Source organism: Streptomyces rishiriensis (assembly GCF_003112535.1).
In the GTDB taxonomy this organism is placed as follows: Bacteria; Actinomycetota; Actinomycetes; order Streptomycetales; family Streptomycetaceae; genus Streptomyces; species Streptomyces rishiriensis.
In genome coordinates, this window is the sequence record NZ_BEWA01000007.1 from 1 (window position 1) to 19164 (window position 19164).

Annotated in this window: 20 protein-coding genes; 12 read left to right on the forward strand and 8 right to left on the reverse strand. The window is 70.1% G+C overall.

What is annotated here, in order from left to right; all coding sequences use genetic code 11:
• Nucleotides 1–441: 441 nt before the first annotated feature.
• On the reverse strand, nt 442–1494 hold the full coding sequence (locus Sri02f_RS12665) for an HNH endonuclease (protein WP_109001522.1): 1053 nt from the start codon (nt 1492–1494) through the stop codon (nt 442–444).
• 377 nt (nt 1495–1871) lie between these two features.
• On the opposite strand from Sri02f_RS12665, the gene Sri02f_RS12670 reads away from it, so the two are divergent.
• Nucleotides 1872–2876: a hypothetical protein gene (locus Sri02f_RS12670; protein ID WP_109001261.1), complete on the forward strand. Its 1005-nt coding sequence runs from the start codon at nt 1872–1874 to the stop codon at nt 2874–2876.
• A gap of 140 nt (nt 2877–3016) precedes the next feature.
• Here Sri02f_RS12670 and Sri02f_RS44050 read toward each other — a convergent pair whose 3' ends face one another.
• The 3 genes from Sri02f_RS44050 to Sri02f_RS12685 form a co-directional block, all read right to left on the reverse strand.
• Nucleotides 3017–3442 carry an HIT family protein gene (locus tag Sri02f_RS44050; protein WP_373865097.1) on the reverse strand — a complete coding sequence of 142 codons (426 nt, stop codon included), beginning with the start codon at nt 3440–3442 and terminating at the stop codon, nt 3017–3019.
• Nucleotides 3439–4020 (reverse strand): hypothetical protein, encoded by a 582-nt coding sequence (locus Sri02f_RS41195; RefSeq protein ID WP_159106703.1) that lies wholly within the window; start codon nt 4018–4020, stop codon nt 3439–3441. The genes Sri02f_RS44050 and Sri02f_RS41195 overlap by 4 nt, the downstream gene beginning before the upstream one ends.
• A 193-nt stretch (nt 4021–4213) precedes the next feature.
• Complete coding sequence (locus Sri02f_RS12685; RefSeq protein ID WP_109001264.1) at nt 4214–5119, reverse strand: hypothetical protein; 906 nt, start codon at nt 5117–5119, stop codon at nt 4214–4216.
• Between the two features lie 479 nt (nt 5120–5598).
• Between Sri02f_RS12685 and htpX the strand changes: the two genes are divergently transcribed.
• Both htpX and pspAB read left to right on the forward strand, forming a co-directional pair.
• The gene (htpX, locus tag Sri02f_RS12690) at nt 5599–6519 is read left to right on the forward strand and encodes a zinc metalloprotease HtpX (RefSeq protein WP_109001523.1); all 921 of its coding nucleotides are present in this window, start codon (nt 5599–5601) and stop codon (nt 6517–6519) included.
• A 5-nt stretch (nt 6520–6524) separates the two neighbouring features.
• Complete coding sequence (gene pspAB, locus Sri02f_RS12695) at nt 6525–7148, forward strand: PspA-associated protein PspAB (RefSeq protein ID WP_109001265.1); 624 nt, start codon at nt 6525–6527, stop codon at nt 7146–7148.
• A gap of 25 nt (nt 7149–7173) precedes the next feature.
• Here the strand turns inward: pspAB and Sri02f_RS12700 are convergent, their stop codons facing one another.
• Entirely contained in the window at nt 7174–7461 is a 288-nt protein-coding gene (locus tag Sri02f_RS12700) for a hypothetical protein (RefSeq protein ID WP_109001266.1), read from the reverse strand.
• Nucleotides 7462–7587: 126 nt separating this feature from the next.
• Nucleotides 7588–8928, reverse strand: a complete 1341-nt coding sequence (locus Sri02f_RS12705; RefSeq protein ID WP_109001267.1) for a DUF2252 domain-containing protein — start codon at nt 8926–8928, stop codon at nt 7588–7590.
• A 320-nt stretch (nt 8929–9248) separates the two neighbouring features.
• On the opposite strand from Sri02f_RS12705, the gene Sri02f_RS12710 reads away from it, so the two are divergent.
• Complete coding sequence (locus Sri02f_RS12710; protein ID WP_109001268.1) at nt 9249–10433, forward strand: winged helix DNA-binding domain-containing protein; 1185 nt, start codon at nt 9249–9251, stop codon at nt 10431–10433.
• A gap of 127 nt (nt 10434–10560) precedes the next feature.
• Here Sri02f_RS12710 and Sri02f_RS12715 read toward each other — a convergent pair whose 3' ends face one another.
• The gene (locus Sri02f_RS12715; RefSeq protein WP_109001269.1) at nt 10561–10875 is read right to left on the reverse strand and encodes a hypothetical protein; all 315 of its coding nucleotides are present in this window, start codon (nt 10873–10875) and stop codon (nt 10561–10563) included.
• Between the two features lie 141 nt (nt 10876–11016).
• Between Sri02f_RS12715 and Sri02f_RS12720 the strand changes: the two genes are divergently transcribed.
• Together Sri02f_RS12720 and Sri02f_RS12725 are read left to right on the forward strand one after the other, a co-directional pair.
• Nucleotides 11017–11376 carry an arsenate reductase family protein gene (locus tag Sri02f_RS12720; RefSeq protein WP_109001270.1) on the forward strand — a complete coding sequence of 120 codons (360 nt, stop codon included), beginning with the start codon at nt 11017–11019 and terminating at the stop codon, nt 11374–11376.
• Between the two features lie 148 nt (nt 11377–11524).
• Nucleotides 11525–12259 carry an SCO2207 family protein gene (locus tag Sri02f_RS12725; protein ID WP_109001271.1) on the forward strand — a complete coding sequence of 245 codons (735 nt, stop codon included), beginning with the start codon at nt 11525–11527 and terminating at the stop codon, nt 12257–12259.
• Between the two features lie 3 nt (nt 12260–12262).
• Here Sri02f_RS12725 and Sri02f_RS12730 read toward each other — a convergent pair whose 3' ends face one another.
• The gene (locus tag Sri02f_RS12730) at nt 12263–13144 is read right to left on the reverse strand and encodes an alpha/beta fold hydrolase (protein ID WP_109001272.1); all 882 of its coding nucleotides are present in this window, start codon (nt 13142–13144) and stop codon (nt 12263–12265) included.
• 114 nt (nt 13145–13258) lie between these two features.
• On the opposite strand from Sri02f_RS12730, the gene Sri02f_RS12735 reads away from it, so the two are divergent.
• The 6 genes from Sri02f_RS12735 to Sri02f_RS12760 all read left to right on the forward strand — a co-directional run bounded on the left by Sri02f_RS12735 (nt 13259) and on the right by Sri02f_RS12760 (nt 19137).
• A complete protein-coding gene (locus Sri02f_RS12735) occupies nt 13259–13708 on the forward strand; it encodes a MarR family winged helix-turn-helix transcriptional regulator (protein WP_109001273.1) in 450 nt (149 codons plus the stop codon).
• A gap of 253 nt (nt 13709–13961) precedes the next feature.
• Nucleotides 13962–14993: a glutamine synthetase gene (gene glnII, locus Sri02f_RS12740; RefSeq protein ID WP_109001274.1), complete on the forward strand. Its 1032-nt coding sequence runs from the start codon at nt 13962–13964 to the stop codon at nt 14991–14993.
• A gap of 395 nt (nt 14994–15388) precedes the next feature.
• A complete protein-coding gene (locus Sri02f_RS12745) occupies nt 15389–16003 on the forward strand; it encodes a winged helix-turn-helix domain-containing protein (protein ID WP_109001275.1) in 615 nt (204 codons plus the stop codon).
• A 65-nt stretch (nt 16004–16068) separates the two neighbouring features.
• Nucleotides 16069–17160, forward strand: coding sequence for an NAD-dependent epimerase/dehydratase family protein (locus tag Sri02f_RS12750; protein WP_109001276.1), 1092 nt, complete (start codon nt 16069–16071; stop codon nt 17158–17160).
• A 52-nt stretch (nt 17161–17212) separates the two neighbouring features.
• Complete coding sequence (locus Sri02f_RS12755) at nt 17213–18496, forward strand: sensor histidine kinase (RefSeq protein WP_109001277.1); 1284 nt, start codon at nt 17213–17215, stop codon at nt 18494–18496.
• Entirely contained in the window at nt 18481–19137 is a 657-nt protein-coding gene (locus Sri02f_RS12760) for a LuxR C-terminal-related transcriptional regulator (protein WP_109001278.1), read from the forward strand. The genes Sri02f_RS12755 and Sri02f_RS12760 overlap by 16 nt, the downstream gene beginning before the upstream one ends.
• Nucleotides 19138–19164: the final 27 nt, after the last annotated feature.

Consider the following 19164-nt stretch of genomic DNA (forward strand, 5'->3'; position numbering starts at 1 on the left):
GTGCCGACCGGCGACGACTACTAACGACAGTCGTACTGAGCGACAACCCAGGTCACCCGATGGGATCTGCGTGCCCAAGCCCGGAGCTCTCACCTAGCAACGAGATCTTGGGCACCAGCGGAGGCGATATGTCGCGGTTCTGAGTGGACAGTTGGAGTGCGCCTGGTCTCCTGCGGCCATCCTCTGGCTAAGACGCGTCGGACAGGGTGCCTCAGTGTCCTGAAGATGCAGGTCAAGCCCTGTTTAGACGCACGAATTCGGCTGGTTTCAAGACCGTCGTGGCAGCGATTCCGCCGTACGCTCGAACCCACTGCCTCCGTGCGATGGTAGTGAGCAGGGCCCCTGACCTGTCATTCCGGCCGGGGCCGCTCTTGTGTTCGGTTCAGCGTAACTGACCGTGACTCCCCCGTTCGAAGGGCACGGAGCGCGATCCCTGGGTGGCTACAAAGGGCCGGTTGCAGGCTCGGCGGCTTCTGCGCTCGGCTGGGAGGGGATGCGGGCCACGGCGCCCCGGCGGTTCTCGATGAGGTTCCCCAGTTCCTTCGGGGTCGGCCAGGGGGCGCGGCGGTGGATCATGCGGTGGCAGTTCGCGCAGATGAGTGCGAGGTCGCTGAGCTTGGTCCGGCCTTCGCCAGCCTCGTGCAGGGGCACGACGTGGTGGCACTCGATGTAGCCGCTGCCGCGGTCACCGTAGACTTCCTCGAAGTCGAATCCGCACGCCTCGCAGGCTAGCGCTCCGCCTTGCTTGAGAACCGCGGCGATTTTCTTCTTCCGCAGGTCCTTGTTCCGCTCTCGGCGCTTGTGCCGGCTCATCAGCAGCCGACCTTCGGGCGCGCTGTAGTCCAGGTTCTCGTCATCGTCTAGGGGCAGCGTCTGGAGGTCGCCCGCGGTGATGCCGTGCCGGACCAGCTGAGCGACCTCGGCCATCTCGGCCGGCCGGGCCAGGAACTCATGCAACACCTCGGCGTCGAGGGCGCCACCGTTGGTGGGCTTGCCTGGGTAGTCCGGGTGGCGCGTGGCGATGTCGAACGTCTTGCGGGCCACCCCGTTGGGGTTGCGGAACTTTTCGTTGCGGTCGGTCTCAGCGTGGATCGGCATGAGCTGCAGGAGGCCGGACAGCTCGATGACGCGACGATCGCTGGCGTTCAGTCCTTTCCACCCGTTGGCCATCACAAGGTGGCAAGCCATGATGATCTCATCGCGGGCCCAGTCGGGGTTCTTGACAGCCTTGATCTCGAACCCAGCCCGCTTGAGCCAGGCCGCGGCGTGGTCCTTCCCGCCGCTGAACTCCTTTGGGAGGAGTGCGCGACCGTGGTCCCACTTGTGGGCCACCCCGGCAACGGCCTTCGAGTCGTACTCTCGCCCCTCGTGCAGGAGGTTGTACGAGCGAGCCTCGCTGAAGCCGTACCGCGCCAGGAACTTGGACCGACCTAGCTGGTCGTACTCGGCGATGGTCTTGAGCACAGCAGCCCGTGTGATCGCACCTCTACGCATGATGGAAGCGTAGGCGTGACTAGTGACAACCGTGGGGTGTACCAAAGGCTGGTATCGCTTGATCTCATCGTTCTGAGAGCGTCCGCACTCTGGCGGCAAGTTACTGAAGGCCTCGTCAGTACGGGAAGGTGACGTTATCACTGCAGGTACCCGCCAGCCGTGGCACAGCGGTGGGGCCTGGTTGGCGGCTGCTTCTAGGGTTCTGCCTCGGTGAACTTGGCTGTCTTTGGCCAGGGGAGCAGGGCTCCGCGCGTCTGCTCGTCGACGTGATCGGCCCTGAGGTGACTTTCTGTCAGTACGTGGTGATAGACCTATCAACCACAGTTGCATGCAGCACCGTTGGCTACAACGGGACCAGAACAAGGGGGAGACTCAGCATGACCGTCTTCGCGCAGCCAGCGAGTCTGAAGCGGCCGGCCGTTCGGGAACACTACGAGGACACCATCCTGCAACCAGTCGATCTGGCGAGCCACGCCGATCTGTTTGATCCCATGGTCTTGCAAACGCTGAGTGATCTCTTCCCCGCTGGTGAGGCGCAATTGTGGGGGGTCACGCCGGGCATCGGCGGGGCCAATCTGCCTCAGATTCGCAAGATGCAGGCTGGAGACGTCGTCTTCTTCTCTGGCAACAAGCGCCTGTACCTCGTCGGCACAGTCGCTCTAGCGTGGCATAACCCTGCTCTTGCTCAGCGCTTGTGGGGCGTTGATGACCGGACGGAGCAGACGTGGGAGTACATGTACGCCCTCACCAGCGTACGGGGCATCAACTTCCCGATGGAGGAGATTCGCTCCCTACTGAGCTGGAAGCCCAACCGCAACATCCAAGGCTTCGTTGCACTAGGCGAGACGGACGCGGCAATCCTCACGGACCTGGTGGGATACGAGGACGGCATCCATGGAATGCCGCCCCAGAGCCCCGGGGAGCCCGCGACACCTCCTCTCGGCCCCTCGGATGCGGTCGCGGAGGCTCAACGCCGGGCAGAGCAAGGGCGCCTCAAGAAGACCCTTCTCCCTGGGGCAGAGGGCGAGTGCGCTCTCTGCGGACGTACGCTTCCACGAGCCTTCCTTGTTGCTGCACATATTAAGAAGCGCGCCGCGTGCAGCGAGGAGGAGCGATGGGACCTGAACAACGTGGCCATGCTCGCGTGCCTACTCGGCTGCGACAGCCTTTTCGAACACGGCTTCGTCGCCGTCGAGGAGGGGGGACAACTCATGGCTAGCCCTGTCGCAGCGTCCGCTCCGGCCGTAGCCAAGTACATAGACGAACACCTCACGGGCCGCTCTATTGACTGGTGGTCGCCAGAACGTGAGCAGTACTACGCGTGGCACCGATCGCACACGTTCCAGCTCGGAGCCCTAACTCCAAGGCAAGTCAACGACTGACCATTGCATCGCGTATCAGACGGATGGCGACGGCCGCATGGCCCTAACCACGGCCGATATGTCGGGGAGTGAGGTCTGAGCACCCACCTTAAACAACGAGAGCCCAGAGGGAAAGCGCTCGGCTTCCCCGGAGGCTGCGGCTAGTAAGACATCTTCGCAGGAATAACGCCCCTGACCCCGCCGCGCGGGTCTGGAGTGTCACCCCGCCTCCGTGGAATCAGATGAATGTGAGCATGCTCGACTGTTTGTCCAGCAGTCACCCCACAATTGACGCCAACATTGAAACCAGTGATGTTGGAATCGGCCTCCAGGAGAGTCACCCGAAGATCGCGCAGAGCTCTAACGCTGTCACTCTGCTCGGCATCGTTGAGTTCGAAGTAGTCCGCCAGGTGCCTTTTGGGTACAACCAGAAAGTGGCCCTCGGATACAGGGTACGCGTCCAGGAAAGCCACCATCGTGCCGAAATCACGGACGTCCCTTGCGCCACTACGGACTATGCGGCAAAAGGTACATGGGGTGTCCGCGGTGCCAGTGCGTTGACTGCTCATAGCCACTGAGGTAGTCATTCCCCGCTCTCTTTCTTGAGCTTCGCTGCCAGGAGGTTGTAGCCTCCCAGGACGTCGGCTTCGAACTGCTTAGGGAAATACTCATAAGACGAGTTGCGTACGATGCTCTGGCCGGCGAAGGCGCGAGACAACATGCTGTAATGACCGAGAAACTTGGAGAAGCTGTCAGGGATCGGGATCAGGCAGAGGCCGGACTTTTCCTCGAGGATATTTGCAATTTTCTTGTCAATGGCCAGAATTTGATCAACGATTGCCTTATCGTCAACATCCCCTCTGATCTCATTCACATGATCAAGGATGTGCCAAGCCTCGGGTCTGCCTTCCTTCAGCTGAGCAGACAGCACTTTGTTCTGGTCTAGGAGGAGCTTCACAGGGCCATAAAGTTCATTGAGTCGCTTAAGGTTTAGCTCCCGCCGGTAGGCGTTTCGTTCTCTCTTGTGCGTCAAGGCATTAGTCACCAGGCTCACGATCCCGGCAGTGACGAAAGCGATGACGGCGCTGATGATGGTTGCGGTTGGTGCTGAGACTCCCTCGGAGGGTGAAGGCGTACCACCGGTCGTAGCAAGGATGGCGATCATGTCCTCAAACTAACGCCACGGACTGACAGTGCCACCCCACGCGGGGGACGCATTGCTCCCTAACTAGAGGTACCCACTCCGAAACGCTTCGTATCCGGCAGTCTGGAGACCCAGCTCCCGCTTGTGCCACGCCCACGCTCAGGCCTCTGCTTGTACCGTTCGCGGTGAGACTGCCGTTCGACGGGCGCCGTTGTTACCGAGAGGGCTCGATCGGCTCTGCCGGAGGGCTGGAGACACGGGCTGTGCAGCTGAAGCAAAACCGCACTGGGACGGACTCGCTGGCGAGACGGACGCCAGGGACCATGGTCTGCGCCTCGCACTCTGGACAGCGTTCAGGGTGGCCTTTGTCCCTCGTATAAAGCTCCATGATCCATGGAGTGAGGGCGACCCAGGTGTGGCCGCAGAAGTGGCACTGGACAGTTTCTCCATCGGTGACCAGGGCCATCTCGTGGCACTGATCGCACTCCGTGGTGCGGCTCTCGAGGCCTTTCAGTTCCCCGCGTAGCCGTCGTCTGCGTTGAGTGATGAAAGTATGGACTCCGTCCAGCCCGTTACGGACCTGGACCATGTCCGCGCCGATGCTGTTCCGCTCTTCCTGGTCGAAGTCTGGGAGGAGGGCGTCGTCGAGGAAGCGGACGAGGAAGTCGAGAACCCGGCCGGCGCGGGCCTCGAGAGCGCGGGCGTTGTGGGTCAGGCCGTAGTGCTGCAAGGCGTTGCGGTCGCGGCCGAGGTCCTTGAGGGCATCCAGCTCCTTGTTGGTGATGTGGACGCCGGCGATGTTGCGCAGTCGGGTGACAGCTTCGTTGATGGTGCAGCTCTTGAAGTCGCCGGAGCGGAAGGCCCGGTCCGTGGCCTCGCTGGGGCTGTCGAAGACCAGGCTCCAGTGCTCACGCACGAGTCGGGCTTTAAGTAGCACCTCGGTGGCGGCCTGCAGGTGGAGCACCGCGTACTTGATCTCCCGAGGGCCGACCTCACTCCTGGTGAGGTGGTCGACGACGCTGACGAGGTAGTCGATTCCGTTGCGGACGGGTGGGAAGTCGAGCTGGTGGGACTCCGGTGCCCCGGCGGGGGCCGTAGAAGCTTCCAAGTCGGGTGGCATGTTTAGACCTTCCCCCATTCATCCCCCGGCAGGATCCTCTTTATGAGAGAGCGCAGGTGATAGGGGTGTGGGGAACCCGCTGGACTGCCGCCTTCGCCTCGGGGTCCTCGTACTTGCGCACGAGCGGGGTCTGCCAAGGTAACGAAGCTGGGCCGTCTGTGGGCCGTCCCAAGGGGGCCTACAACGACCACCGACGACAGACAACAACAGCACCATTGCTGGTCAGGAAGGCAGTGCATCTAATCCACCGAGGTAGCCGAGCCAGAACGTCACTTCTTCGACGTGTGACCGGGCCGGGCCCGCGGGCCCGCAGCGACGCCCCCGTCTCCTGTTCGTCAGGAGGCGGGGGCGTCGTCGTAGGGCGGCGTTCCGGGACCAGGGCATTCCTTTGCTCTCCACTGGGGCTATCCGGATCCGTCCATGGCGGGCCCGGGTGCACACTGGCATGGGGGCGAGTGCCTGACTGCGGGGTGGTGCAGATGCGGAGCCGTTTCCGGAGCGACCGGGGACTGACCGTGCGGATGACGGTCACCTTGTTCCTGCTCGGACTGCTGTACGTGGCGTTCGTCGTCGCGCTGATCGTGTTGCTGAAGTCCTGGTTGCTGGTCGTGGCGCTGATCGGCGCCCTGTTCGTGGCGCAGTTCTGGTTCTCCGACCGGATCGCCCTGTTCGCGATGCGCGGCCGGGTCGTGGAGCGGGAGGAGTATCCCGAGCTGCACGCCGTCGTGGACCGGCTGTGCGCCCTGTCGGACATGCCCAAGCCGGTCGTCGCCGTCTCGACCATGGACATGCCCAACGCGTTCGCCACCGGGCGCAACCCCCAGAACGCCGTGGTGTGCGTGACGACGGGGCTGCTGCGCCGGCTGGAGCCGGCCGAGCTGGAGGGCGTGCTCGCGCACGAGCTGTCGCACGTGGCGCACAAGGACGTGGCCGTGATCACCGTCGCCTCGTTCCTGGGCGTGATCGCGGGGCTGATCGTGCGGTTCGCGTTCTACTCGCAGGTGTTCGGCGGCGGCCGCCGGGACCAGAACACCGCCGCCGTCTTCGCCGCCGTGATGGGAGTGTCGGCCGCCGTGTACGCGCTCAGCTTCCTGCTGATCAGGGCCCTGTCGCGGTACCGGGAGCTGGCCGCCGACCGCGCCGCCGCACTGCTGACCGGACGTCCCTCGGCGCTGGCGTCCGCGCTGGCGAAGGTGTCCGGCGACATCGCCCGCATCCCGACCGAGGACCTGCGCACCGCGCAGGCCTTCAACGCGTTCTACTTCACGCCGGCCACCGGCAGGGAGCCCGGCATCGAGCGCTTCTTCTCGACCCACCCGAGCCTGGAACAGCGCCTCGACCAGCTGGGGCGGATCTCCGCCGAGCTGGGCGAGGCCGCCACGCCCGGGAAGGCCGGCTGAACGGGATGGGGCTGCTGGACATCCTCCTCGGCCGGACGAAGCCGGTCGTCCCGGACCTCGATCAGCTCTTCGCGCTGCCTTCGGCGGCGGTGACGCTGGAGGCGGCGGCCGGGTTCACCCCGACCGGGCAGGGCGCCGTGTGTTTCGCCACCGTCGAGGGCTCGGCGTTCGAGCAGACGCACCGCGAGGTCCAGGCGCTCCTCGACGCCGACACCGAGCGCACCGGCCCTCCGGTACGGCTCGTGCGGGACGGCTACGGCTACTCCTGGCTCGTCTCGCACCGCGCGCCCGACGAGCTGTCGGCGCTGGTCAACGACCTGCACGCGGTGAACAGCGCCATGGAGGTCAACGGTTTTGGGCCGCAGCTGCTGTGCTCCCTGGCCGGGTTCGAGGAAGGGGCCGCAGGCAGTGCCGGAGACGAGGCGGAAGGCGGCTCCGCCGGGCGGCGCCTGGGGCTCGTGTATCTGTACAAGCGCGGTTCGTTCTACCCGTTCGCGCCGTTGCCCGGCGCGGGGCAACGGCGCGACAACGCGCTGGAGTTGCAGGTGAAGGCCGCTCTCGCCGGCGACCTGCGGATCGAACAGGACCTGAGCCGCTGGTTCCCGGTGTGGGGCGCCCCCGGCCTCTAGGGCGCCCCGGCCCGTGCGGCCGGCCTTACCTGCCGCGCTCGCGCTCCTGACGGCGGGACTCCAGGGGGCGCTCGCGACGGTAGCGGCGCTCCCACCTGGCCTGCGTGTCACGGCGCCGGCGGTAGGCCTTGTACGAGGTCGGCGCGGGCGCCGCGGTCGGAGCGGGCCCGGCCGACGGCGACGACGGCGTCGACGTCCCGGTCCCGTACCGCACGTACAGGAAGAGCACGGCGACGGCGGCGAGCCAGTACAGCGGGTTTCCGAATCCCAGGACCACCAGGACGACGGCCCCGGAGAGAACGACGGTGCCCATGGCGTGCCTCCTCCCTGGGCAGGGACGGACGGTTACTGAGCGTTGCGGTGGGGGCGGCTCGACGTCTCCAGGGTAGGGAAACGGTCACTCACCGTGCATCCCATTTTCCTCGGCGGCGCGCGGGGGTCAGATCCCCGGCGCGGCCCTCACCACGCCTGCCGCGATCGCCGTGCCCAGGACCGAGTGGTCGGCGGCGGTCTGCGCGGCGTAGGCCAGGGCGAACTCGGCGACGGCGCGCTCGAAGGTGTCGGCCCCGCCCAGGTACCCGGCGATGGCCAGGCGGTCGCCGGACCGCGCGTGGGCGCGGGCCAGCGCGGTCCCGCACAGCCGGGCGTACGCCAGGAGGTCGGCCGGGGTCATCCCGGCGACGTCTGCGGAGCCCTCGACGTCGCGCAGCTGACGCCAGTAGAAGGCGCGGCCCTGCGGCCCGGTCATCCAGCCCAGGAAGACGTCGCCGCCGGCCTGCAGCAGCCGCTGTCCGGCGACGACGCGACGGCCGGGGTGGACGGAGGTCCCGCTGGGCAGATGCGCCTCCAGGACGGACGCACGGGCCTCCTTGATCTGCAGGAAGAGCGGGTCCCCGGCGTCACGGCCGGCGAGCAGCACGACGAAGCAGCGGGTGCCGACGCTGCCGACGCCGACGACCTTGCGGGCGGCGTCGACGAAGCGGTAGCGGTCCAGCAGCAGGCGGCGCTCGTCGTTGAGGGTCGACCGGTAGTCGCAGAAGATCTTGCGCAGGGCGGCGCCGTCGGAGGCGCCGGCGGGTTCGAGCAGCGGCGGGTCGTGGACGATGCGGCGGCGTCCGTCGACGACCTCGGTGAGCTTGCCGAGCGGTGGGAGGCTGGTGCGGCGGCGGGCACGGGTGAGGCTGGCCTCGGCCCGGCCGCGGCGTCGCGCGGAGCGCACGAGGGGCAGCAGGCGGTCGGCGTCGATGCGTTCGTGCCAGACGGCGAGTTCGCCCAGCCGGGCCAGCCGTCGCATGGCTCGGCGATAGGCGGCGACGGCCTCCAGGACCGCGCGGTGCACCCTGGTCTCGGGGTGACCGTTCTCGCGGGCCGCCACGGCGACGGAGACGGCGAGCCGTTTGACGTCCCACTCGAAGGGACCGGGGAACGTCTCGTCGAAGTCGTCGAGGTCGAAGAGCAGGGTCCGCTCCGGTGAGACGTACACCCCGAAGTTCAACAGGTGGGCGTCACCGCACAGTTGCACGGTCAGCCCGGTGTGCGGCTGCGACGCCAGATCGGCGGCCATGACGGCGGCCGAGCCCCGCAGGAAGGCGAAGGGCGAGGCGGCCATCCTGCCGTAGCGGACGGGCAGCAGCTCGGGCAGCCGGTCCCGGCCCTGCCGCTCCAGCACGGCGACGGGGTCCGCCCGGTCGACGGACGGGAGCCAGGAGGCGTGCGCGGACCTGGGGACGCGCCTGCGGGCCGCCTTGCCGCGCCGGGCACGCTCGGCGGGGGTGGTCATCCGCGTCGCCTTCGCACCACGTCCGCCTCCCGTCCCAGAACCTCGCCGGGCTTCTGTTCGCAGTGAAGGCCGCAGCGGGGAGGTCCGCACGCCGGATACACCGAACGGGTGACACGCGACGGCAGGAACCGGCGGCTTGCGGAGAGTCGGCCGCCGGGGCCGCTCTCGGGCTCGCCGGTCGCCGGTCGCCGGTCGCCGGGGCGATTGTCAGTGGTGTCGGGGAGGATGCGGTCAGGGACGGGTGACGGACGACGAGACGCCGGGCCGGACGGAAGGCCGGACGGCGGAACGTGACGGGGCGAGGGAGGGTGGAGGCCGGGATGGGCGACGGACAGCGGTACATCGACGGGGCGGAGCGCCGGGCCAGGCTGGCCCTGCGGCACCGGCTCGCCCCCGAGGCGCGGGCCGCGACGCCCGAGGCGGTGGCCGACGCGTTGGTGGCCCTGCACGGGACCGACCCGGCGACGGTCTATCTGGCGGTCGGCGCCCGCCTCGCGGATCCGACCGCGACCGTGCCGGAGACGGACCGGGCGCTGTACACGGACCGGAGCCTCGTGCGGATGCACGGCATGCGGCACACGGTCTTCGTGTTCCCGACGGAGTCGACGGCCGTCGTGCACGCCTCGACCGGACTGGCGGTGGCCGCGCGCGAGCGGGCCGCCCTGGTGAAGGACATGGCGAAGGCCGGCGCCCCGGACGCGGTCTGGCTGAAGGAGGTCGAGGAGTCGGCGCTGGCCGCCCTGGCCCGGCTCGGGCAGGCCACGGCCGCCGAACTGGCCCGCGAGGAGCCGCGCCTGCGGGAGCGGTTCGTGTACGCGGCCGGGAAGCCCTACGAGGGCGTCCACACCGTCGTGACCCGGCTGCTGAAGGTGCTGGGCGTGGAGGGCAAGGTGGTCAGAGGCCGCCCGCTGGGCTCATGGACGTCCAGCCTGTTCCGCTGGGCCCTCGCCCCCGAGCACCCCGAACTCCCCCCGGCCCAGGCCCAGTCGGAGCTGCTGCGGCGCTGGCTGACGGTGTGCGGCCCGGCCACGGAGACCGACCTGAAGTGGTGGACGGGCTGGCGGGTGACGGAGGTACGGCGGGCGCTGACGGCGATCGGGGCGCGGGCGGTGACCCTCGACGAGGGCACGGGCCATGTCGTCGACGGCGACGTGGATCCCGCGCCCGTCCCCGAGGGCCCGTGGGCGGCCCTGCTGCCGGCGCTGGACCCGACGGCGATGGGCTGGCAGGGCCGGGACTGGTATCTCGCCCCGGAGCTGCGCCCCGCGCTGTTCGACTACAGCGGCAACGTGGGGCCGACGGTGTGGTGGGACGGCCGGGTGGTGGGGAGTTGGGCCCAGCGCGCCGACGGGGAGATCGTGTGGCGGGTCCTGGACGCGGAGGGCATGGGCAGCGAGGCGCGGACGGCGATCGACGCGGAGGCGGAGCGACTCGGGGCCTGGCTCGGCCCGACCCGGGTGACGCCGAGGTTCCGGACGCCGCTGGAGAAGGAGTTGGTGAGCTGAGGCGCGCCTTCGTGGGAAAGGCGGTGCCGGGCGCCGCCTCCACGACGACGCCCGGCACCCCGCTCACCGGGTCACCGGGTCACCGGGTCACCGGGTCACCGGGTCACCGGGTCACCGGGTCACCGGGTCACCGGCTGTAGCGCATCAGGGCCCGCACCATGTGGCACGTCGTGTCCGACGGCGGGTGAACGCCGATCAGCTGCGCCGTGCTGCGGATCTTCTCGTTGCGGGCCTGGTTCGGCATGTAGACGCCGAGGTCGAGCAGCGCGATGGCGAGACGCATCGCCTTGAGACGACGGTTGTGCGTGACGTACCACTCGCGGGGCCGCCCGGGCGGCAACGGCCGCTTCTCGACGGGCGCGCAGGGCAGGTCGAGCTGGACGGAACGCTTCGCGGTGGACTGGGTCGCGGACGGCTTCGGCTTCAGTGCGGCAGCGGGCACAGGCATCCTCCTGTCGCGGTCAGGGCCCGCCCCGGCACCTCCGGCGGACCCTCGAACACTGCTTCTATTCTACTGTTCCCCACTGACAAAAGCCCCTGATCACATGGGCTTTGGAGCCATTTTCGAGCTACCGTGACGGGCATGGAGATCTGGATCAACCCCGCCTGTTCCAAGTGCCGCAGCGCCCTCACACTCCTCGACGCCGAGGGCGCCGACTACACCGTCCGCCGCTACCTGGAGGACGTGCCGAGCGAGGACGAGATCAGCGAGGTGCTGGACCGTCTCGGCCTGGAGCCGTGGGACATCGCCCGCACCCAGGAGCCCGCGGCCGGGGAGCTCGGCCTGAAGGACTGGGCGCGGGACGCGAGCACGCGCGGACGCTGGATCGGCGCCCTGGCCGCCCACCCCAGGCTCATCCAGCGCCCGATCATCACCGCCGACGACGGCACCGCACTCGTGGCCCGCACGGACGAGGCCGTACGGGACGCCCTGTCCCGCTGAGCACTGCCGGGCGGCCGACGGCCCTTCGCACGGCGGGAGTCGACACCGTGACGCACGTCACTCTCAAACACCCCCGTGACCACTGAGCAGCCTCGTTCGGTATCTCGTACATAGCGGCGTACGCACCCCTATCTCTCAGGAGGCGCGCATGTCGCGCAGGAGAAGTGTCGGCACGAAGAAGAAGATCGCGCTGCTCGTCAGCGCAGCAGCGGTCGCGGGCGCCGGGGCCTTTGTGATGGCGAACACCTCGAACGCCGCCCAGACACCGCAGAACGCGACGCCGCTGTCGGCGTCGAACTCGACGGTCTGTCAGGGACTCGCCACCGCTCTCGGCAACAACCAGAAGTTCATCGACGGCCAGCGGGCCGCCCCGGACGCGCAGTCCGCGGCCCGGATCGCCAACCGCGAGGCCGTCATCGCGCAGATCAAGGTCCAGCAGAAGGCGTCCGGGTGCGCCGTCGGGGAGTCGGCTCAGGACTCCCAGACGGGCGGCTCCCAGGCAGGCGGGGCACAGGCAGGCGGGGCGCAGGCGGCCCAGCCCTCGCAGGCGGCCTCCGCCCCCGCGGGGAACGCCGGGAACAACGCCGGAAACGGCGGCGGCAACGGCAACGCGGGAAACGGCGGCGCCGCCTCCGGCCGCCAGGTCTGCAACGGTTCGACGGTCACCCTGTCCGGCGAGGCCGGCGCCCCGGCCGCGTCGAGCAACCAGTTCCCGGCCGGAACCAAGCTCAAGGTCACCAACCTGGACAACAACAAGTCCACGACCGTCGAGGTGACCTCGGTCTCCGGCAGTTGCGCCCTGCTCAACAACGCGGCCTTCGAACAGGTCCGTGAGCCCGGCAAGTTCCTCATCCGCCGGGCTCTGATCGAGAAGGTGGGGTGAGGCTCAGCCGCCGAGAAACCCGATGAGCCGACGGCCCGCTCCGGAGGGCAGGGCGGACGGCAGCGCGTGGTGAGAGACGTCCGGGAGGACGATCGTCTCCAGATCGCGCACCGTCGCGCCCGCCCGGGCCGCCGGCTCGTGCGCGGGGGAGGCTTCCCCGCCCGAGGGAAGCCTCGGACGGGCCGAGGTCCTGCTGTTCGCGGCCACGAGCAGCAGGACCGGAGCCTGCAGCCCCCGCAGGGCGTCAGGCCGCGGACGCGGACCGGTCACCGGCCGTTCCGCCGGGAATCCCGCGGCCGCCTCCTGCAGCCGGAGGCAGTCGGGGTCCAGCCCCGCGCCGCCCGTCTCCCACTCCAGGAAGGCGCGCACCCGGCGCGGAGTGGGCCGCACCAGCATCGGCAGGGCGCGCAGCAGATACGTCGCCTTGTAGCCGGCGAAGCACTGGGTCGGGTCGAGGAGGAACAGGCGACGTACCCGCTCGGGGGCACGCAGCGCGAGGCGGAGCGCGAGCCAGCCGCCGTAGGAGTGGCCGCCGACGTCGGCCCGGTCGACGCCCAGTCCGGTCAGCACCGCGTCGAGCCAGGCGTCGAGGTCGGCGAGGGTCCGCACCCCGTTCCCCGTGCTGCGGCCGGCCGCCCCGACGAGATCCAGGGCGTACACCCGCCGCACCCGGGCGAGGTCGGCCGCCTGGGCGAACCAGGAGGCCGAGGTCGCTCCGCCGCCGCCGGGCAGGAGCAGCAGCGCGGGCGCGTCGCGCGGGCCGCAGACGTTGACGTATGCCGTGCCGTACGGGGTGGGGACCCGGACGGCCTCGCGGTCGGCCGGCCACTTGGCCATGACCGTGTCGTAGGCCGCCTGGAAAGACTCGTCGTCGTACGCACCCATGGAGCCCCACCCCCTGCCTTCCGACGCCTTCCGACGCCTTCCGACGCCTTCCGATATTATCTCGCTCGGCGAGAGAATAGCTGAGCGAGATGACAGCCGAGGGAGCACCGCCGTATGCCGACCGACGACCCGCGCCTGGAGACCGTGCATCTGCTGCGCGCTGCGACGGTCGAACTCGGGCTGCACAGCGCCCGGTTCGCGCAGCGCAACGGGATGCACCCGACGGACGTGCGCGCACTGATCGTCCTCATGGACGCGCGGCGGGCCACCGAGGAGGTCACCGCCGGGCGGCTCGGGGCCGCGCTGGGCCTGAACTCGGCGGGCACGACCGCCCTCGTCGACCGGCTGGAGCGCGCCGGGCACGTCCGGCGGGTGCGCGGCGCCACGGACCGGCGCAAGGTCGTCGTCGAGGTGGACGAGCGCGCGGTGGAGCTGGGCCAGGCCTTCTTCGGCCCGCTGATCGGACGCGTGACCGGCCTGCTGGACGGCTACGACGAGCGGGAACGGGCCGCGATCCGCGGCTTCCTGGAGGGCGTGCGCCGGGCCGCGGCCGAGGCGGGCTGAGGCCGGGTCTGCCCCGTTCCCGGCCGCCCACTCCCCTCGCATACGAGCCACCGCCCGCTCCTGCCCGCCCGCGCCCCGCTCCCGGCCTGGGCTCTCACCGCGTGAGGCGCACCACAGAACCACCCGGTAACACGGGGTTCACATTCGAGCAATGATCGGGAAATCGCCTGTTGACAAGCTTCCGGGCAATGGCGGCGCCCCAGTGCCGCAGCACCCGCAGGTGCGTCAGACACACCCCCGAAGGAAGTGGCCCGTGACCTTCAAGGCTGAGTACATCTGGATCGACGGCACCCAGCCGACGGCGAAGCTCCGTTCCAAGACGAAGATCGTCGAGGGCGCTCCCGCCGGTCTCGACGCGCTGCCGATCTGGGGCTTCGACGGGTCGTCCACGAACCAGGCCGAGGGCCACGCCTCGGACCGTGTCCTCAAGCCGGTCTTCACCTGCCCGGACCCGGTCCGCGGCGGCGACGACATCCTCGTCCTGTGCGAGGTCCTCAACATCGACATGACGCCGCACGAGTCCAACACCCGTGCCGCGCTCGTCGAGGTCGCCGAGAAGTTCGCCGCCCAGGAGCCGATCTTCGGCATCGAGCAGGAGTACACGTTCTTCCAGGACGGTTACCCGCTCGGCTTCCCCAAGGGCGGCTTCCCGGCCCCGCAGGGCGGTTACTACTGCGGTGTGGGCGCGGACGAGATCTTCGGCCGTGAGGTCGTCGAGGCGCACCTCGACAACTGCCTCGCCGCCGGTCTCGGCATCTCCGGCATCAACGCCGAGGTCATGCCCGGCCAGTGGGAGTTCCAGGTCGGCCCGCTGGCGCCGCTTGAGGTCTCCGACCAGCTGTGGGTGGCCCGTTGGCTGCTCTACCGCACCGCCGAGGACTTCGGCGTCGCCGCCACCCTCGACCCCAAGCCGGTCAAGGGCGACTGGAACGGCGCCGGCGCGCACACCAACTTCTCCACCAAGGCGATGCGCGAGGGCTACGACGCGATCATCACCGCGTGCGAGTCGCTCGGCGAGGGCTCGAAGCCGCTCGACCACGTCAAGAACTACGGCGCCGGCATCGACGACCGTCTGACCGGTCTGCACGAGACGGCCCCGTGGAACGAGTACTCCTACGGCGTCTCCGACCGCGGCGCCTCGGTCCGCATCCCGTGGCAGGTCGAGAAGGACGGCAAGGGCTACATCGAGGACCGCCGCCCGAACGCCAACGTCGACCCGTACCTGGTGACCCGGCTGATCGTGGACACCTGCTGCTCGGCGCTGGAGAAGGCCGCCCAGGTCTGATCCCCGCACTTCCCGGAAGGGGCGCCCGCCGAGCCGGCGGGCGCCCCTTCCGGCTGTCCCCGCAGCGGCGGGCCGGGGCCGGCTTCGCGCCGAGGATTCGTCCAAGCTGTGAGAGGAGGCTCCTGCGACGGGCGGGTGTCTGCTTCAATGGGTCCATGGCCGGATTCCAGAAGAACAGCGCGACGGGTCGCCATGACCTCGAGCCGTTCTGGCCCTCCCGTCAGCACCACGACTTCGACCGGGTGTGTTGCCGCGCGACGAACGCGCCGGCCCTCTAAAGCCGTACACCCCGGCCTTCGGCCAGCGCGCACGACGTACGTCCTCGACGAGCCCGACCACGAGTCGCGGCCGTCGTCCTCCCCGACGAACCCCTCGCGCGAAAGAGCTGACCTCTCATGGCGACCACTCGTTCTCTCTCCTCCGCTCCCTCCCTCACCCCCACCGCCACCGGCGCGAACTCCACCGCTGCGAACGGCACCGCCCGTCACCGGCTGCGGGCCGTCGACCGGGACGAGGTGGTGGACGTCGCGGACTTCCTGCCGCCGGGCGCGACCTGGCTGCCCGCCCCCCAGCACACCCTGCCCGCGCTGCCGGGCCGGCCGCCGATGATCGGCTACCTGGTGCTCGTCCCGGCCGACCAGCAGCCGCCCTTCCTGCCGGTCGCGGTGCCGGAGCACCCCGCAGCCGACGAGGCCGGGCCCGCCGAGGGCGCCGGACGCCCGCTCGTGCGGATCGACCCCGTGCAGCGCACCGCCGAGGTCGACGGCCGGCAACTCGACCTGACCTACCTGGAGTTCGAGCTGCTCGCGCACCTGGTGACGCACCCGAACCGGGTGCACACCCGCGACCAGCTCGTCACCACGGTCTGGGGCTACGGCCACGTGGGCGACGGCCGCACGGTCGACGTCCACATCGCGCGGCTGCGCCGCAAGCTGGGCGCACAGCACCGCCAGTCGATCCAGACGGTGCGACGCGTCGGCTACAAGTACACCCCGCCGACCGGCGGCTGACCCGGTTCGTCTGCCGACGGCAGAGCACGGTTCCGCGTCGCGCCCGGACCGGGCACAGTCACGGCATGAGACTTCTGGTGCTGGGCGGGACGGAGTTCGCGGGGCGGGCCGTCGTGGAGGCGGCCCTCGGACGGGGCTGGGACGTCACGGTCCTCAACCGCGGACGGCAGGCGCCCGTCTCCGGCGTCCGGTCGCTGACCGGCGACCGCACCGCGCCCGGGGGCCTCGCCGCGCTCGCCGACCCCGGCGAAGGCGAGTGGGACGCCGTCGTGGACACCTGGTCGGCGGCCCCGCGCGCGGTGCACGAGGCGGCGCGGCTGCTGCGGGGCCGCGCCCGCCGGTATGTGTACGTGTCGAGCTGCTCGGTGTACGCCTGGGCCCCGCCCGCCGGGTACGCCGAGGACGCGGCGCTCGTCGAGGGCGCCGAACCCGGCGCCGGGCAGAGCGACTACGCCCGGGACAAGCGCGGCGGCGAGCTGGCCGCCCTCGACGTCTTCGGCGAGCGGGACAGCGTCCTCGTACGGGCCGGGCTGATCCTCGGCCCGTACGAGAACATCGGCCGGCTGCCCGGGTGGCTGACCCGGATCGCGCGCGGCGGGCCGGTCCTCGCACCCGGCCCGCACGGCCTGCCCCTGCAGTACGTCGACGTCCGCGACCTCGCCGAGTGGATCCTGGGCGCGGTCGGGAACGAGCTCGGCGGGCCGTACAACCTGATGAGCCCGCAGGGCCACGCGACGATGGGCGAGCTGTTGGAGGCGTGCGTGCGCGCCACCGGCTCGGACGCCGAACTGCGCTGGACCGCGCCGGAGATCGTCCTCGACGCGGGCATCGAGCCATGGACCGAGCTGCCCGTCTGGGTTCCGCCGGGCACCGACATGCACGACGCCCTGCACGCGGCCGACGTCTCGCGGGCGGTCGCGGCGGGGCTCGTCTGCCGCCCCGTCGAGGAGACCGTCGCCGACACCTGGAGCTGGCTGACGTCGATCGGCGGCGTGGCGCCCCAGCGTCCGGACCGTCCCCGCAAGGGCCTGGATCCGGAGGTCGAGGCGAAGGTCCTCGCGGCGGGCACGGGAGGCGGGGGCACGGAAGGCGCGGGCACGGAAGGCGCGGGCATCGGCGCCGCGGACCCGGGGGGTGTATCTCGCACCACCCCCTGAGCGGGGACCTCGGCCCAGTGACCGCCGACCGGCGGTCCGCGAGACTGACGCCATGAACGCCAACACGCAAAGCGGCAGCATGGGCACCCGGGCGCGGGCGGCGGCGCTCGCCTCCGGCCGGGCCTTCGTCCTGGCCCTGGTGTGCCTGCCCGAGGCCATCCTGTGCTACACGGCCGCCGTCGTCTCGATCGCGCTCGTCCCGGCCGTGGGGGTCGGGCTGTTCACGACGCCGTGGGCGCTCACCTGGGTGCGGTCCTTCGCCGACCGGCGGCGGGCCCTCGCGGCGAAGTGGTGCGGGATACGCATCCCCTCGGCCTACCGGCCGGTGCCGGAGGACGCGAAGCCGTGGGCGCGTACGACCGCGATGCTCCAGGACCCGGCGACCTGGCGTGATCTGCGGTGGCTTCTGGTCGACATGACGGCCGGCTACCTCACCGCGCTGCTGCCGGCCGCGCTGGTCCTCTACGCGGTGGAGGGGTTCGCGCTGGCGGCCGGGATGTGGCGGGTGTACCGGGACGCGACCGGCGACACCTACTGGTACGGCTTCGTGCCGGTCACCGGCCAGGCGTCGGCCTTCGGCGCGGCGGCCCTGGCCTGCGTGCTCCTGGTGCTCGGCTACCTCCACGCCCCGCGTCTGCTGGCCAACCACTTCCGCCTCACCCGGGCCGTGCTCTCCCCCACCCAGGCCGAACTCGCCGAGCGTGTGAGGGTGTTGACGGAGACGCGGCGGGACGCCGTGGACACGTCCGCCGCCGAGCTGCGGCGCATCGAACGGGATCTGCACGACGGCGCCCAGGCTCGGCTGGTGGCGATGGGCATGGACCTCGGCACCGTCGAGATGCTCGTCGACAAGAACCCGGAGAAGGCCAAGGAACTGCTCGCGCAGGCCCGTCAGTCGTCCGCCGAGGCGCTCTCCGAGCTGCGCGACCTGGTGCGCGGCATCCATCCGCCGGTGCTGGCCGAGCGCGGACTCGGCGACGCGGTGCGGGCGTTGGCGCTGCGGCTGCCGGTCGCCACCGAGGTGAGCGTCGACATCGACGGCGGCCGTGCGGACGCTCCCGTGGAGTCGGCGGCCTACTTCGCGGTGAGCGAGGTGCTCACCAACGCGGTCAAGCACTCCGGCGCCGACCGGATCTGGGTCGACCTGCGTCACTCGGACGGCAGTCTGCGGATCTCCGTCACCGACAACGGCAGGGGCGGCGCGGCGATCGGGGCGGGCTCGGGGCTGGCCGGGATCGAGCGCCGGCTCGGTACATTCGACGGCGTCCTGGCCGTCGGCTCGCCCGCCGGCGGTCCCACCATGGTGACCATGGAGATCCCTTGCGTGTTGTCCTAGCCGAAGACCTCTTCCTGCTGCGGGACGGTCTCGTCCGGCTGCTGGAGGCCTACGACTTCGAGATCGCCGCCGCGGTCGAGACGGGGCCCGAACTGGAGCGGGCCCTCGCCGAACTGGAGCCGGACGTCGCCGTGGTCGACGTCCGGCTCCCGCCCACGCACACGGACGAGGGTCTGCAGTGCGCGCTGGAGGCCCGCCGCAGGAGGCCGGGGCTGCCGGTGCTCGTCCTCTCCCAGCACGTCGAGCAGCTGTACGCGCGTGAGCTGCTCGCCGACGGCAGCGGCGGGGTCGGGTATCTGCTGAAGGACCGGGTGTTCGACGCGGAGCAGTTCGTGGACGCCGTGCGGCGGGTCGCCGCGGGCGGCACGGCGATGGACCCGCAGGTGATCCAGCAGCTGCTGGCCCGCCGGGCGAACGACAGCCGGGGCCCGGTGGACCGGCTCACCCCGCGCGAACGGGAGGTTCTGGAGCTGATGGCGCAAGGCCGGTCGAACGGGGCGATCGCGGGCAGCCTGGTCGTCACCGAGCGGGCGGTCGCCAAACACACCGCGAACATTTTCGTGAAGCTGGGTCTGGAGGTCTCGGACGACGACAACCGCAGGGTGCTGGCGGTGCTGGCCTATCTGGACCGGGATCACTGAGCCGCCAACTGCGGCATGGTGTGAGGG